At 65.9% G+C, this 15,198-nt stretch carries 16 protein-coding genes; 7 read left to right on the forward strand and 9 right to left on the reverse strand.

Annotated features, from left to right (window positions below; translation table 11 throughout):
• The 5 genes from WA965_RS25680 to WA965_RS25700 all read right to left on the reverse strand — a co-directional run.
• Positions 1–144, reverse strand: a 144-nt coding sequence (locus WA965_RS25680; protein WP_526448201.1) for an NAD(P)-binding domain-containing protein, incomplete at its 3' end; no start/stop codon positions are given.
• Positions 145–1,023, reverse strand: a complete 879-nt coding sequence (locus tag WA965_RS25685) for an alpha/beta fold hydrolase (RefSeq protein ID WP_526296492.1) — start codon at positions 1,021–1,023, stop codon at positions 145–147. It abuts the gene before it with no gap.
• Between the two features lie 14 nt (positions 1,024–1,037).
• Entirely contained in the window at positions 1,038–2,684 is a 1,647-nt protein-coding gene (locus WA965_RS25690; protein WP_526296404.1) for a thiolase C-terminal domain-containing protein, read from the reverse strand.
• Positions 2,681–2,980, reverse strand: coding sequence for a ferredoxin (locus tag WA965_RS25695; RefSeq protein WP_526296493.1), 300 nt, complete (start codon positions 2,978–2,980; stop codon positions 2,681–2,683). Before WA965_RS25695 ends, WA965_RS25690 begins: the two co-directional genes overlap by 4 nt.
• A gap of 8 nt (positions 2,981–2,988) precedes the next feature.
• Complete coding sequence (locus WA965_RS25700; protein WP_526296406.1) at positions 2,989–4,284, reverse strand: NADH-ubiquinone oxidoreductase-F iron-sulfur binding region domain-containing protein; 1,296 nt, start codon at positions 4,282–4,284, stop codon at positions 2,989–2,991.
• Between the two features lie 36 nt (positions 4,285–4,320).
• Between WA965_RS25700 and WA965_RS25705 the strand changes: the two genes are divergently transcribed.
• The gene (locus tag WA965_RS25705; protein WP_526296408.1) at positions 4,321–4,803 is read left to right on the forward strand and encodes a hypothetical protein; all 483 of its coding nucleotides are present in this window, start codon (positions 4,321–4,323) and stop codon (positions 4,801–4,803) included.
• A gap of 81 nt (positions 4,804–4,884) precedes the next feature.
• Here WA965_RS25705 and WA965_RS25710 read toward each other — a convergent pair whose 3' ends face one another.
• From WA965_RS25710 to WA965_RS25725, 4 genes are read right to left on the reverse strand one after another with little or no spacing between them, the layout of a single operon-like run.
• A complete protein-coding gene (locus tag WA965_RS25710; protein WP_526296410.1) occupies positions 4,885–5,763 on the reverse strand; it encodes an alpha/beta fold hydrolase in 879 nt (292 codons plus the stop codon).
• A gap of 34 nt (positions 5,764–5,797) precedes the next feature.
• Positions 5,798–6,187, reverse strand: a complete 390-nt coding sequence (locus WA965_RS25715; RefSeq protein ID WP_526296412.1) for a Rieske (2Fe-2S) protein — start codon at positions 6,185–6,187, stop codon at positions 5,798–5,800.
• A gap of 3 nt (positions 6,188–6,190) precedes the next feature.
• Entirely contained in the window at positions 6,191–7,336 is a 1,146-nt protein-coding gene (locus tag WA965_RS25720) for an amidohydrolase family protein (RefSeq protein ID WP_526296414.1), read from the reverse strand.
• A gap of 18 nt (positions 7,337–7,354) precedes the next feature.
• The gene (locus WA965_RS25725) at positions 7,355–8,488 is read right to left on the reverse strand and encodes an amidohydrolase family protein (RefSeq protein WP_526296416.1); all 1,134 of its coding nucleotides are present in this window, start codon (positions 8,486–8,488) and stop codon (positions 7,355–7,357) included.
• Positions 8,489–8,736: 248 nt separating this feature from the next.
• Here WA965_RS25725 and WA965_RS25730 point away from each other — a divergent pair, with 248 nt between their 5' ends.
• The 6 genes from WA965_RS25730 to WA965_RS25755 are packed head-to-tail and all read left to right on the forward strand — an operon-like array spanning position 8,737 to position 15,189.
• Positions 8,737–9,735: an acyl-CoA dehydrogenase family protein gene (locus WA965_RS25730; protein ID WP_526296418.1), complete on the forward strand. Its 999-nt coding sequence runs from the start codon at positions 8,737–8,739 to the stop codon at positions 9,733–9,735.
• Positions 9,719–10,894 carry an acyl-CoA dehydrogenase family protein gene (locus WA965_RS25735; protein WP_526448199.1) on the forward strand — a complete coding sequence of 392 codons (1,176 nt, stop codon included), beginning with the start codon at positions 9,719–9,721 and terminating at the stop codon, positions 10,892–10,894. Before WA965_RS25730 ends, WA965_RS25735 begins: the two co-directional genes overlap by 17 nt.
• A gap of 11 nt (positions 10,895–10,905) precedes the next feature.
• Positions 10,906–12,033: an LLM class flavin-dependent oxidoreductase gene (locus tag WA965_RS25740; protein ID WP_526296422.1), complete on the forward strand. Its 1,128-nt coding sequence runs from the start codon at positions 10,906–10,908 to the stop codon at positions 12,031–12,033.
• Positions 12,030–13,205, forward strand: coding sequence for a sulfotransferase (locus tag WA965_RS25745; RefSeq protein ID WP_526296424.1), 1,176 nt, complete (start codon positions 12,030–12,032; stop codon positions 13,203–13,205). Before WA965_RS25740 ends, WA965_RS25745 begins: the two co-directional genes overlap by 4 nt.
• Complete coding sequence (locus WA965_RS25750; protein WP_526296426.1) at positions 13,198–13,974, forward strand: sugar phosphate isomerase/epimerase family protein; 777 nt, start codon at positions 13,198–13,200, stop codon at positions 13,972–13,974. Before WA965_RS25745 ends, WA965_RS25750 begins: the two co-directional genes overlap by 8 nt.
• A 3-nt stretch (positions 13,975–13,977) precedes the next feature.
• Positions 13,978–15,189, forward strand: coding sequence for a DUF1214 domain-containing protein (locus tag WA965_RS25755; RefSeq protein ID WP_526296428.1), 1,212 nt, complete (start codon positions 13,978–13,980; stop codon positions 15,187–15,189).
• Positions 15,190–15,198 lie beyond the last annotated feature (9 nt).

Here is a 15,198-nt window from a genome sequence, read left to right on the forward strand (position 1 = left end):
GGCCGCCACCGTGGCCGCGGTGTCGGCGTACGGCTTGACCGATGCGGCCCTGCGCGCCCAGAGCGTCAACTCGAAACCGCCCTCGACGATCCTGCGCGCCATGGGCCCGCCTTGACTGCCCAGTCCGATGAATCCGACCCTCATCTATGTGCCTCCGCTTGATCTTCGATCGCGTCCGCGAGCGTCCGCGATGCATTCCTCGATGAACGACATCACCCTGTGGTGGTAGGTGTCGGCGGTCAGACCGACGCTGAGATTGTGTCCGCTGCCTGCCATCTCGTTGACGAGCACGCGAGGAGATGAGCTGAACAGCGCGGCGATCGCGGCGCGCGCGTCGGGCGTGGACTCCCAGACACTTTCGTGGTCGGCGACGCTGAACTGAACCGGGACCTGCACGCGCGCAGCGATTTCAGGGAAGTCCCGCCGTGCCCAGTTCGCCGTCACCTCAGCCTCATAGGCGACCCCGGGGGCTGACAGCGCTCCGGTGAGGACCTCGGGCGGGTAGAGCTCCGTCGGCTGCCACAGCAGATCCCGCAGTCCGGCGGGGCGCGAAGTGAGCGTGGCCGCGCTGATGATGTCCTTGGCGGTCTCGCTGTACCGCAGCCCGGTTCCGGCCACCTCGACGCCGATCACCTCAGGCCGGGTCGTCGCCATCCGCAGGGCGAGCTCGCAACCGGCGGAGTGCCCGACGAGGAACAACCCGGCGCCCCGGTCACCGTCGGCGAGGACCTTGTCCACCGCGGCGAATGCGGCGCCGACACGCCGGGCGGCGTCGCCGAAATCGGTCGCGTACACGGCCGAGGCGCCATAGCCGGGCCTGTCCAGGGCGATCGTCGTGAATCCCGCTGCGGCAGCGGCACGTAACAGTGACAGCCGGGGTTGGCCGGGGCAGTCGAAGTACGCGGCAGAGGTGGCACCGCCGTGAACGGCGACGATGACCGCTCGGGGTTCGGGTGCCTGTGAGACGAGCGCCGACATCGGTACCCCGTCGACCAGCACGACGCGGGGGCGCGGTGCCGGCATCACGTCGGCGGCCGTCACCCGTCGGTCCGCAAGAGCATCACGCCGCTGGGGGTCAGCCCACCGCTGCTGGCCACCGCGACCCGGGCACCGGGAACCTGGCGCTCACCCGCTTCGCCGCGCAGCTGGGTGACCGCCTCGTGGATCAGCCCCATGCCGTGGGTGCGACCGTGGGACAGCTGACCGCCGTGGGTGTTCAGCGGAATGACGCCGTCACGTGCGATGGCCTTGCCGCCGTCGAGGAAGTCCTTCGCCTCGCCGATACCGCAGAAGCCCAGTCCCTCCAGCCAGGACAGACAGTTGAACGTGAAACCGTCATACAGCTCGGCGACGTCGACATCGTTGGGCCGCAACGATGTCCGGGACCACAGGTGCGCTGACTGGCCGAGCACCTGTGGCTCGTGGGTGAGCGTGGTCTGATCCCAGTCGAGGCGCTCGATGATCTGGGTGCCGACGGCCTCGAACCGCACGGGCGGTTTGGCCAGGTCCTCGGCCGCGTCGACGGCGGACACGATCACCGCGACCGCACCGTCACACGGGACGTCGCAGTCGTACAGGCCGAACGGCGTGGTGATCATCCGAGCTGACAGATAGTCGTCCATCGTCATGGGGTCGCGATAGATGGCGGTCGGGTTCAGGGCGGCGTTCGCACGCTGGTTCAAGGCGATCCAGCCGAGAGTCTCGCGAGTGGTCCCGTAGCGGTCGAAATGGCGGCTCGCGTTCTGCGCCAACACGTGTGCTGCCGAGATCGCGCCGAACGGATGCTGCCAACTGGAGGTGCGCGCACCCATCGGAGGCGACATCTTGCCCTCCTTGACCAGTTGCCCGAACGTCGCCTCCCACAGCGTGCGGAAGCACAGCACATGGCGGGCCATCCCGGTGGCCACCGCCATCATGGCCGCGATCACCGAACCGCCGGGGCCGAACGTGTCCATCCCGCCGTTGATCCAGGTGGGGCGTAGTCCGAGCGCGCCTTCGAGCGCACTGACGCCTCCCTCTCCCATGCCTGCCATGTCGAGCCCCGGATAGGTGGACAACCCGTCGATGTCGTCGAAGGTGAGTCCCGCGTCGGCGACCGCCTGTTCGCACGCGGCGATCGTCAGCGACAGCGGGGCCACCATCTGCCTGCGGCCGATCGTGGACATGCCGATGCCGGTGATCGCCGAGTGGTCCTCGAACTTCTTCGTGGTGAGCATCGGGCGGACGTGTTCGGCGAACTGCTCCGGCGGGATCTCGTCGGTGGGCAGCGCCGTGGGGGCGGATTCGTCGGCCGCAGGGGTGAACAGCGGCAGCCAGACATCGTCGACCTGCTGGAACTGCACCTCGACGGGCCGGCCGATCGCGAGGCTGTCGGGCTCGGCACCGATGATGTTGGTGGTCAACCGAACTCGGGTGTCTTCGATCAGCGCCACTTCGGCGACCACGTAGGGCGGTGGCAGGTCCGGAAAACCGAAGCGATGGTTGACGGTCAGCCCCGCCAGCGTCGCCCTGCCCGAGACCACCCGCACGCCCATCTTCGTTTCCCGGCAGTACCGGCACACCGGAGCAGGAGGATGGATCAGGGACTGGCAGCTCAGACACTCCTGGATCCTGAGTCGTCCGTCGGCCCCCGAGGTCCAGAAGAACTCGTTCTGCACAGTGAGTTGTGGCAGTGGTCTCGTCAACGGACGAACTCCGAGATGGCTTCGCTCTCCCCGCTGTTCAAGTGCGGCTCGATGGCCTCCTCGGAGTCGGCCGACGGCGGCCGACCGCCCAGTGGCCCGTGCTCGCCGAGCTCGGTGATCGCGTGCACCGGACAGTCCAGCAGCGCGCGGATCACCGCGTCTCGATCGTCACTGGAGACGGTGCCGTCACCGATCAACGACGCATAGCCCCAGTCGTCGAGCGAGAAGTACCCGGGGGCGTGCTTGGCGCAGATGCCGAACCCGTCGCACAGCGTTCGGTCCAGTCGGATCTTCATCGGGTCGCTCACGAAACCGCCTCCACCTCGTAGGGCCGCAGCGCGTGGTACATGTTGGCACGGCACGCATCACAGTCGTCGGCCAGATGCCTTGCGACGTGGGCGGGGAAGGCCCGCAGCAGGCTGGTTGCGACGTTGGTCGCCGCGTCCAGCGTCGCGCACGCCCCCCGCCCGCGCAGTACCACTGACCACCGCTCCAGTCGGGCCATGTCGTCCTCGGTGGCACGACCCTGGCGCAGTGCATCAGTCACTGCGGACATCGCCGCCGTGCCGTTGAAACACGAACCGCACTGCCCGGCGTTCTCGCGGTCGAAGTACGCCATCACCGATGCCGCGACTGCAACCGGACAGTCATCGGTGATCACGGCAATGGCGCCGCAGCCCAGTCCGCTGTTGAGCCGCCGCATGGTCTCGTGGTCGAGCGTGGCGTCCATGACCTCACGATTCAGCAGGCCCGCGAAGTAGCCGCCCATCAGCACGCCCTTCACAGCGTCGGCGGAAACCTGGTGGTGTTCCAGTAGTTCGGCGAACGGTGTGCCGTGGGGTAACTCGTACAACGTCGGGGGTCGGCCGCCGCCGGTGACGGTGGCCAGGAACGTACCTGAAGAGGCCGACGTACCCTCTGCTCGGTAGGCGTCGCTTCCATGGCGCAGGATGAATGGGAGGTTGGCCAGCGTCTCGACATTGCTGACCAGCGTGGGCAATCCGGCAACGCCCCTCTCGAACGGCCGGGGCGGTTTGTCGGTGGGCTTGGCGGGGCCGCCGTTGACGGCGCGTACCGCTGCGGTCTCCTCGCCGGCAACATATCCGGGGTCGACGCTGACCACGGTGATCTGCGCGGCACCCGACGGTGCGGCTTCCAGTGCGGTGTTCAGCTCATGAGCGGCGTGTGGGTCCGAGACATACACGTGGGCGCGGTCGGCACCGACGATGCGTGCGGCCAACCGCACGCCGTCGAGCACGAGGTGCGGGCGGTAGCGCAGTAGCCACCTGTCCTTGACGGAGGCGGGCTCACCCTCCTCACCGTTGGCGAGCACGACCGTCGAACTCCCGGCACGACCCGCCTCACGGACCGTGCGCAGCTTCACCGCAAGCGGAAACGCGGCACCGCCGCGGCCGAGCAATCCACTACGATCGATCTCTTCGAGCAGAGCGTCGGGATCGCTGAGATTCTGATAACCGCCGGACTGCGCGTACGCGGCATAATCTTCAGCGGTTTCGGACAGTCGCAACAGTCGAGGTTGGAGCTCTGGCCAGACAGCAGTCGCCACCCGGGTGGCGAACCGATTGTCTGTTGCGGTCATGATCGGGCCTTCCTGCCGGCGGATAGGCTGGCGGGCATGAGAACCGCGGTGGTGCGAGTCGACGTCGACCCCTCGGCGCAGTTGAGCGCGGCTGAACTGCGCGACGGCATGGCAACCCTCTCCGAACTGGCTACCGAACTCGGGATGCGGGTCATCGAAACCGATCTCACGGCGATGCCGGCCAGTCGTCGCCAGGTGGAAGTGCTCATCGCCGGCGACGACCCCGACGAGCTGAAGCGCACCGCGGTTGGCCTGTGTCTGCGGGCATTCGGTGATTTCGGCACCGAGCCGTCAGCGGGTGTACTCACATATGTCAGCAGGGGAACCGATGACGATGCCCACGGTGTGCTGGCGGGCCTCGGGGTCCGCGGCGACATCGAGCGCGTCCCAACCGATGACGGCTGGGACATCGTCAAGGTGACGCTTCTGAGGTCGGACGTGCAGCGGGTGCCCGAAAGTCGGGTGCACACCGCCTTGGAAGCGTCACTCAACTGCGAAGTGCAGATCGTCATCGTCTGAACCTCGTGAAGGTGGTTCTCGAGGAAGGGGCAGCACCGCGCGCCCTACCCACGGTCCCCGCCAAGCACCCCGTCGGGAGGATCATTTCGACTTCTTCAAGAAATCGAGGACCGCGGGTGCGGCCTGCACCCAGGTGTCGAACATGTTGAAGCGCTTGACTTTTCCGGAGGCCCGGGCCTCGCCGGCGCGCTCCCAAGCATCCTCGGGCCACGGTGGGTCGATGACCTTGGAACCCTTGATCAGGCAGCTCACCTCCAGCGATGTGCGCTTGGGGTGGTCGAGGTCGTTCTCGCCGCCTCTGATGATCAGCGTGGGCACCTGGATGTTGTCGAACATCTCGTCCTCGACGCCGGGGATGGTCTGGCCGGGCTTGGGGACAAAGGCGTTGAGCCAGCGCATCATCAACTTGAGGAACTGATCGGGATCCTCGGCAAGGATGCGAGCCTCGTTGTCCGGATTCTCGGCGATGCGTTCCTGCCACTCGGCGATCTGCGCGACGGCCTTCATTCCGGCGCCGCGGACGGCAAGGATGTTCGGCACGATGTAGTACGACCCGAGCACGAAGGAGCCGTACACCCCGCCGACGATGTTCCACACCACCAGTTTCTTGACCAGCTCGGGGTAGAGCATCGTGGTCAGCATCGAATCGCGGGCCCCGCCGGATCCACCGGCGATGATGCACGGACCGATGTCCAGCTTGGTGATCAACTGCTGCAGCGTCTGTGCGCGCATGTGGGATTCGCTCTGACCGTAGAACTGAACGTCGGACTTGCCGCAGTTGGGCCTGTCCCACAACAGGACCCGATATCCGCCCTCGACGAGTTTGCGCGCCAGCGGTTTCAGCCCGGGAATGTCCTTGCTGAACCTGCCACCGGGAGTGAGGACGATGAATTCACCCTCTTTGCCAAGGATTTCGTAGACGACGTTGCCGCCGTTGATCTCGATCTTTTTGTTGGGCAACTTCTCTCCGATTCTTGGGCTCCGAAGCTCGGCGTCAAGCCTGGACGAGGACGTCGTTGCCGACGACCCGAACGGGATAGGTGCGGATACTCCACTCGGGCTTCACCGCGGTGGTTCCGGTCGCCAGCTCGAAACCCCACTGGTGCCAGGGGCAGAAGATGAACTCGAGGTCGCGCACCATCACCGCGTCGCCGGGCACGCTTTCGTCGACGATGTTGCGGCCACGGGCCCGACCCGAGCACAGCGGGCCACCCTCGTGCGGACAGTAGTTGGCGATCGCATAGAACGTGCCGTTGACGTTGTAGACGCCGACGCCATGACGGCCGATCGGTACGAGTTTGTGTGTACCCGAAGGGATCTCGTCGACAGTGGCGACAACGTGTTCGCGCCCCTGCGCCAAGCGGGGCGTCTTGTCCTTCTCCATCGGTTAGAAGACCCGGACCTGACCCTCGAGCGCGGGCACGGTGTCCGGCACATTCGTATAGGTGGCCATCCCGTTGCGGAACATGATGGCTTCGCGGGCATGCTCGGGCAGGTGCTTGACCAGCCAACGGGGGTCGTCGAAAGTCCAGTGCGGGTAGTCGCTGGAGAAAAGCAGGATCTTCTCGCACTCCATCCACTCGAAGGCCCGCGTCAACTCGGTCTTGTCCTCGGGATAGTCCAGCGGCTGCGTGGTGAACTTGATGTGGTCCTTGACGTACTCACTGGGCTTGCGCTTGATGTCGACCCAGGACTTGCGCGCCTCGTAGAGCGCGTCCATGCGCCACATCAGCGGCAGGATCCACGTGAACGCGTGCTCCACGAACACGATCTTGAGCGTCGGATGACGGTCGAACGTCCCGTCGAAGATCAGGCTCATCACCTGGTTGGCTGCCAGCAGCGAGTACGTGACCATGAAATCGTGGTTGTAGCTGGGCAGCCCGACCGGCGGCATCGGGAGCTCGTCGTAGTGACTTCGCGACAGGTGACAGCTGACCGGGATGTCGTGCTTGGTGGCTGCCGCCCAGATCGGGTCGTACTTGGGGTTGCCCCATGACGGGCGCGGCTCGGCTTTGATCAGGATCTGCGACATGTAGGGATGCCCGGCCCAGTTCTCGATCTCGGCGACGCTGTCCTCGGGCGCCTCGATCGCCACGCAGATGGAGCCGCGCCAGCGTTCGTGCCAGTTGTTGTGGCTGTCCAGCCAGTGATTGGCCTGCCAATGATTCAGTGCGACGGACATGGCGTGCTGTGCTTCGGGGATCCGTGCCGGGTACGCGGCGGGTTCCAGGATGCAGATGTCGGCGCCGGCTTCCATGATGAGCTGCTTGAACGCCAGATCAGGATCGCTGCAGGCGAACTCGCCGTCCGGCGGAAACGTGTCGAGGCGCATCGCGTACGAGTGCGCATAGTCCGGGGCGTCGTAATAGATCTGGTCGCCGACCTTGTGGTTGCCAAAGTACTTGCTGCGCCACGGCTCGGGGATGTACTGACCGAGATCGCCGCTGCGCGGCGCCGGGTGCACATCGGAGTCCACACACCGAACAGCGATCCGTTCGGCGGCGGGTACCCGTGGATTGGCGGTAGTGGTCATGACGGCCTCCTCGTCCCTCTACTGTGCCGCAGCCGCGGATGCGACGGACGGAGATGCGGCAACTTCGATGCCGTAGAGCTCTGCGGCGTTGCGCCAGCACAATTTGTCGCGTTGTTCGGCGCTGTAGGCGCGGGGCACCGAAAGCTCGTTGAGTTGCCAATGCGGGTAGCTCGATCCGTACATCACCATGTCGTCCTTGCCGGTGAACCCGGCCCATTCCCCCGCGAAGTCGACATCACCAGGGCCGTCCAGGCTGCCCTGCACGAAGAAGACGTGGCCGGGCAGATAGTCGCTGGGCATCTTCGGCGCCCACGGTGTCTGCTCCAGGTGTGGTCTGCCGAAACAGTCCATGCGCCACATGAACGGTGTCAGCATGTCCGCGGCGCCATCGGCCCACACCAGCTTCAGCGCGGGGTTTCTCTCGAACACCCCCTCGGCGATCATGTTCATCAGGTGATAGAGGAAGTTCAGCGCCGTGAATCCGACGAACTGCTCGTACGTGCGGGTCAACCCGTTCGGGGTGGGTGGCAACATGACACCGGACCCGACCTCGAAGTGCACGGCGACCGGAAGGTTCGCGTCGACCGCGGCTTCCCACAGCGGCCAGTACTGTGGCTTGCCGTAGAGCTCGCGGGATTGCAGCGGTACGCCCAGTTGAACCACTCGAGGGTGGTCCTTGTACTTGTTGATCTCGCGCAGTGCACCGACGATGTCATCCGGATTGACCCGAATCGTGCCGCGGAATCTGTCGCCGAACTCGGCGTGGTCCAGCCAGCGGGTCACCATCATCTCGTTGTGGGCAGCGGCGATCGCGGTACCCAGATGCCGATCCGGCATGATGCCGCGCGTCATCGGATGCAGGATGGCGATGTCGACGCCGCGCTCGGCGAACAGGTGCTTGGCAGCCAGCTCTGGGTCCGAGCCCGGATACTCCCCGTCGGGTCCTTCGGTGCCCGCGGCGTACTCGCCGCCCGGGGCGCCGTACCAGTCCATCTCGTAATCCGGGAAGCCGCGGCTTCGGAACGGTTCTCGCATGAACGTCTTGCGCAGGTCCTTGTTGGACTGGGTGAAGATGTGCACGCTGGTGTCGATGACGGGAACCTGCACCGGGTCGGCGTCGACGCCTCCGGCCCCGTCACTGAATGCCTTCACGCGAACTCCATCCTGTTCTCCGCACGACCGAGGGCGCGGTCGCCGCTACTAGCAGTGTAGATCCTTGTTCTTCATAAGCAAGAACTCAGTTCTCCAGCACACCGCTTAACATCTCCGCTGGTAGAAGTCATTGCTGGTCGGTCGCTCAGCTTCTCGCTGGCGAAAATGATGACGCATCTGGCGAGAACGCCGGCACCGATCACGAGAATGATATTCTCGCCTGACGGCCGGCCAGAGGAGGCGAACGGGTGCTACTCGAATTCGATGCTGATCAGCGGCTGTGGCAGGAGACAGTGCGCGACGCGGTGTCCAAACAATGCCCGGCCTCGCTGATCCGCGACATCGCCGAGAACGGCGTCGATCCCGCGCCACTGTGGAGCAGTTACGTCGAGGCGGGCTGGACCGAACTGGTCGACCAGGAGAACGCCGTCGAGTTGGCGATCGTTCTCGAGCAGTTGGGCAGGGCGACCGACCCGACACCTCTGCTGGCGAGCCTGACCCAGTTCGCGCCGCTGGTGGGCGATCGCTTTGATCCGCTCAGCGCGGGCGCTGCGGTCTACAGCGGCGTGAACGCCATCCGCGACGCCGAGGGCTGGGTGCTGACCGGAACCGATCGGTTCGTGCTCGACGGAGATCGTGCGGAACGCCTGGCCGTCGTGACGCCCGCCGGAGTCTTTCTCGTTGACGCCCAGCACACCAGCACGCGTCGCATCGACGTCTTCGACCCGGTGCTCCACGTTGCGGAGGTGTCGTTCGTCGGTGTCCGTGTCGCCGACACCGAACGGCTCCCCGCGGATGCCGAGCGAGCCCGCCACGTCGCGCTGATGGGTATGGCCATCACGATGGTCGGGGCCTGCCAGCGCATCCTCGACCTGGCGCTCGAACACGCCAAGAGCCGTCAACAGTTCGGGGTCGCGATCGGAACGTTCCAGGCGATCCAGCACAAGGCCACCGACATGTACGTCGCGATCGAGCGTGCCCGCGCGCTGACCTATTTCGCCGCCCTCACGATCGCCGCGGACGATCCGCGCCGGCGCCTCGCCGCCGCGATGGCCAAGGCTTCGGCGGGGGAGTGTCAGGCGCTGGTCTTTCGCCACGGTCTGCAGATGTTCGGCGCCATGGGCTTCACGTGGGAGAACGACGTGCAGTTCGCGCTCAAGCGGGCCAAAGCCGGTGAACTCATGCTGGGCGGCGCCGCCGAGCATCGTGCCCTGATCGCGGAGGAATTCAATGCAGCTGACCTTTGACAACGACGTCGAGGAGTTCCGCGCCGAGTTCTCGGCGTTCCTCGACGAGCACCTGCCCAGTCCGGCCGAGACGTTGGAGCGCCCCCGGTCCGTGTCGCACATGCCGCAGTGGGCCCGCGACTGGCAGCGCAAGCTGTTCGACAACGGCTGGCTGCTGCCCGCCCAACCGCCCGAGTTCGGTGGGCGCAACGCGTCGGTGCTGCAGACCTATGTCCACCTCGACGAGTTGTGCCGGCGCCGGATCTATCACAGCTTCAACCCGCAGGGCGTCAACATCATCGCGGCCTCGCTGCTCACGTTCGGCACCGAGGAGCAGAAGCATCAGTGGGCCGTTCCGGTGCTGAAAGGGGAACGGACCGCATCGCTGGGGATGAGTGAGCCCAGCGCGGGATCTGATCTGGCATCGCTGCGTACCAAGGCGGTTCGTGACGGGGACGATTTTGTCGTCAACGGCCAGAAGGTGTGGACCTCAGGCGCACACGACGCCGACTTCCTGCTGACCTTCGTCCGCACCGATCCCGACGCACCCAAGCACAAGGGGATCAGCGTGCTGCTGATCCCGACCGATCTCGAGGGCGTCGTGTGCCGGCCGTTCGCGGACATGACCGGGATCGACAACCTGGACTTCAACGAGGTGTTCTTCACCGACGTCCGGGTGCCCGCCGAGAATCTCGTCGGTCCGCTCAACGGGGGTTGGGGAGTGGCCAACGGTTCGCTCGGCCACGAGCGCACCATGATGTGGCTGGGCTTCGCCGACCGAATCGCCAACGCGATCGCCGACTCTCGACCGTCGAGCGCGCTCGAACGCGATGAATGGGCGAGCACGGTGATGGACTATCAGGCGCTGCGACTGCTGGGTTCGGTCGGCCTGGCCAAGGCCGCGCGCGGCGAGGTCGACGTCGCATCGGTGTCGATACCGAAGCTGTTCGGCGCCGAGGCCGAACAACGCGCAATGCATCAGGCGCTGCACGCCGCCGGCCCGGAGGGCCTGATCCATCCGGCGACCTCAGGCCCGTACGAGCACATGAACCTCGACCACTATTTCGCCAGCTGGTTCGAGCGATACGCCCGCAGCTTCGGCGGAACCATCGCCGGCGGGACATCGGAGATCCAGCGCAACATCATCGCCCAACAGGTACTCGGACTTCCTCGCAGATAGGGGATTGGCGCATGATGGTCCAGCCGGCTGCTTTCTTCCGGACGGCGCTCCCGCTGGACCTAAGCCAACTCGCACGGCTCGACGACGGTCGCTACCACTCCATCTGGCTGCCCGACCACATGGTCAGCTTCTGGCCCGATTCGATCTGGACACCCGAATTCACCGATCTGGCAACGGTGTCGCCGTCGCCTCATCGGCATCTCGACGGCATGGCGGTGGCGGCGGCAGCCGCGGTCCTGACCAGGAACGTACCTCTGGCAACCAGCGTGGTGGACACCGTCCGGCGTCATCCGGCCCTCCTGGCGCAGACCGCTCTGACCATCGACCATCTCGCCGAGGGGCGGTTCATCCTGGGCCTCGGCAGTGGGGAGGGCGAGAACATCGTGCCCTACGGTTTCCCATTCGACCGCCCCGTGAGCCGTTTCGAGGAGGCGCTGCAGGTCATCCGGTTGCTGTGGGACAGCGACGGACCGGTCGACTTCGAGGGCCGGTTCTTCCGGTTGCACCATGCGCGTCTCGACACCGAGCCGTACGGGGGGAAACCCCCGCCGATCTGGATCGGCGCCAGCGGTCCGCGCTCGCTCGACATCGCCGGTCGTTACGCCGACGGGTGGTGGCCTGCGGGTGCCTGGACTCCCGAGGAATACGCCCAAAAACTGTCCCTGGTAAGGGCTTCCGCCGACCGGTCTGGCCGCGACCCCGAGAGCATCACGCCGTGCTTCATCCAGGTGTGCCTGATGGGTCGCGACGACGCCGCGATCGCCGAGATCCTCGAGGCGCCGCTGGTGAAGACCTTTCTGCTGCAGGTGTCGGCAGAAGTGCTGCGCAGCTTCGGTTTCGAGCATCCGATGGGCGAGCACTGGCAGGGCTTCCAGGACATCGATCCGGCCACCCTCACCCGGGAGCGGGTCCTGGACTTCTTCGACCGCGTCGAGCCCGAGATGATCCTCGCGGTGGTACCCCACGGCACACCTCTGCAGGTGGCACACACCATCAAGGAGTTCGTCGATGCCGGCCTGCGGGTTCCGAAGATCCTCGACTACGGGGGGATGGCCGGACTCGACTATGCAGCGGCGTCGGCCGAGAACGTCCGTGACGCCGAGGACGAGCTGATGCGGCTCTGCGAAGGAGTGCGGTGACCGTGGGGCTGAATGCGGCAGACATGCTCACCCGCGCCGAGAACGAAACCGGCCTGTGCGACTACGGTGACAGCACACTGCCCGAACGATTCGGTGTCGCTGTCGACCTGCTCAATGACCAGGGAATGGATCCGGACGGCCTTCGACGCGCCGCAGACGTGTGCCACTGGCTGCTGTCCACGCGCCTGGAGCTCTTCGAAGACCGCCACCGCTACCCCGTCGCCGACGAAGTGATCGAGCGGCCGATGTTCGTCACCGGCGAACCACGTTCGGGCACAACGCTGATGCACGCGCTCATGTCGGTCGATCCGCGGGCCCGCGCGCTGCGCTTCTGGGAGGTGATGTACCCGTCACCGCCGCCGGGCATCGCGGATCCTGAGGACACCCGTCGGGCACGGGCCGACGCGGACTGGCGGGAGATCAACACCAAGATGCCGAAGTGGCTGCACAGCCACCCGTACAACGACATGCTCGGCGACGGTCTGCCCGAGGACGAGCGCACCTGGGCGTTCGACTTCCGCGTGATGACGCCGACGGCATGGTGGCGGGTGCCGATGCAGACGGTGGTCGGCGGACTGCCCACCGATGCGGCGGCGCAGTACCGCCTCCACAAGATGATGCTTCAACAGTTCCAGTACGGCAGGGACGAGGCGCAGAAGCACTGGGTGCTCAAGGGTTTCCACGGCTTCCGGCTGGCGGAGTTCTTCGACGTCTACCCCGACGCCAGCCTGCTGTGGCTGCATCGCGACCCGGTACAGGTCGCGGCTTCACGGACGATGATGATGGCCGACATCCTGGAGGGCATCGTGGGGCCCGTCGACCTCCAAGCCGCGGCGAAGATGCATCTGGAACTGACGCGCGCCGGCATCGCCAACACCATGACCAATCCGCTGGTGCACGATTCGCGGATCATGCACGTCCGCTACACCGATTTTGTGGCCGACCCGGTGGGCGTGGCGCGGTCCTACTACGAATTCGCGGGCCGGACTCTGACCGACGAGGCCGCGACAGCGATGCGGGAGTATCTGGCGAACAACCGGGGCGACCGGCACGGCAAGTTCCGCTACTCGACCACGCTGCTGACCGACATCGGCGAGGACCTCGACATGTTGCACGACGAGTTCCGGCCGTTCCGTGAACGCTTCGGGGTGGAGATCGAACAGCGTGGTTGACCAACGGCTGTCGGTGCACGATGTGTCTTTCCTCGGAGCGACGCCGGCCGAACTGCGTGCCCACTGGGCGGCGCTCGGGGTGTCTCGGCTCAGCCTGATCGACTCGGAGCTGCGCTCGCCGGATCTGTTGAAAGTGATATCCGCACAGGGCTACTCGGTGGAAACGGTGTACCACCTCTTCGCTTCGGAAGAAGGACTGCACCCGGTGATCGACGCCGCCGCCGCTGTCGGCGCGCGGGCGATCTACATGCTGACCGGCGGTCGCGGTGAGCTGACGTGGGAGGATGCGGCCGATCGATTCTGCGCAGCGGTGCAACCCTGCCTCGACCATGCGCGGCAGGCCGGTGTGGCACTCGCCATCGAGAACGCCTCGGGTCTGTACGCCGACATCCACATCGCTCACACGCTGCGGGACACGATCGAGCTGGCCGAACGTGGCGACCTGGACATCTGCATCGACCTGTTCCACTGCTGGACAGAGGCACAGCTACCGGCCCTGCTCGACCGGGCCCTGCCCCGCACCCAGATGATCCAGCTGAGCGATTACATCCTCGGGGATCGGTCTCTTCCGGCTCGGGCGGTGCCCGGTGACGGCACAATCCCCATCGAGCACTTCGTGGCTCAGGCACTTGCCGGCGGCTACCGGCACGGGTTCGACCTCGAACTGATCGGGCCCCGGATCGAGCGGGAGGGTCGGCTCGAGGCCGCCCGTCGCTCCTGCGAAGCGGTATCGGTGATGTTGCAGCGTGTCGCGACGTCGGGAGGGTGACCGGTGGCATTCGGTGACGGTCCAGACGACGCGGCGCTCAGCCAGGCGTGGGAGACGTTCTGCGACCGACTGAAGGCGGCCGGTCGGCAGGTCTTCAAAGACCACAATCCGAGCTCGAGCGCCCACCGGGTGGACGGTCTGCGATTCCTCACCCAGAACCTCGGGCAGGCTTTTGATCTCGCCTTGGAGACACGCGATACGCGCTACCCCAGCCTGCACGCCTTCTGCGGTCCGACCCGCAAACTCGGCGGCGACTGCGCCGACTTCACCTATCAGCAGGCCTGGATCGACGGCCGGACGACCTACCGCATCACCGGAGAACGGGGAACGGCGCGGTTTCTCAACATCACCGTGCAGGGCCCCCGGCGCGAGGGTGCGGGCGTACTGCACGAACCGTTCGGCGACGTGCCCGAGGCGAACCTGACCGGCGAACAGATGGAGATCTCCCCGGACGGGACACTGGAGATCTATGTCGGGGGTCTGCGGCGCGGTCCGAACTGGCTGCCCACGACACCGGGATCCCGCAAGGTGTTCATCCGCCAGGGCTTCGACTCCTGGCAGGAGGAGCCGGCCCGGCTGCGGATCGAGCGGGTCGACATGGCCTCACCCAAACCTCTGCCGACCACTGAAGAGATCGTCGACGCCACCAGGTGGGCGGGGGAGTTCGTCACCGGCCTGATGCAGGATTGGCCCGAATTCCCTTTCGGCTACGGCGGGGTCGACCACGAGCACCCCAACTGCTTCCCGGCTGTCAGCTCCGATTCATCCGATATCAGACGCGGGCGGGCAGCGGCGAACATGCACTGGGTGCTTGCTGCCGATGAAGCACTGGTCATCGAGTTCGACGCGCACGCCGGCCTGTGGATGCTGACGAACATGGGCGTGTTCTTCAACAGCATGGACTATCTGTACCGGCCGGTCAGCTATACCCCCAGTCGGGCGAAGGTCGATAGCGACGGTCGGGTGCGGGTCATTCTCGCGGCCGTTGACCCGGGCTGTCACAACTGGATGGACACCCAGGGGTTCGAGCGGGGCAACGTGACCTACCGGCACATGCTCGAGGGTTCACCCGCGGCCCTGAACACCAGGGTGGTCAAGGTTTCGCAGGTGGCCGAGCTACTTCCGGCGGATACCGCGATGGTCACCGCGCAGGAGCGCGCGCAGCAGATGTGGGAACGCTTCAACGGGATTCGCCAGCGGTACGCGCTGCTGTGAGACCAGGCG

Source organism: Mycobacterium sp. (genome assembly GCF_049683935.1).
In the GTDB taxonomy this organism is placed as follows: Bacteria; Actinomycetota; Actinomycetes; order Mycobacteriales; family Mycobacteriaceae; genus Mycobacterium.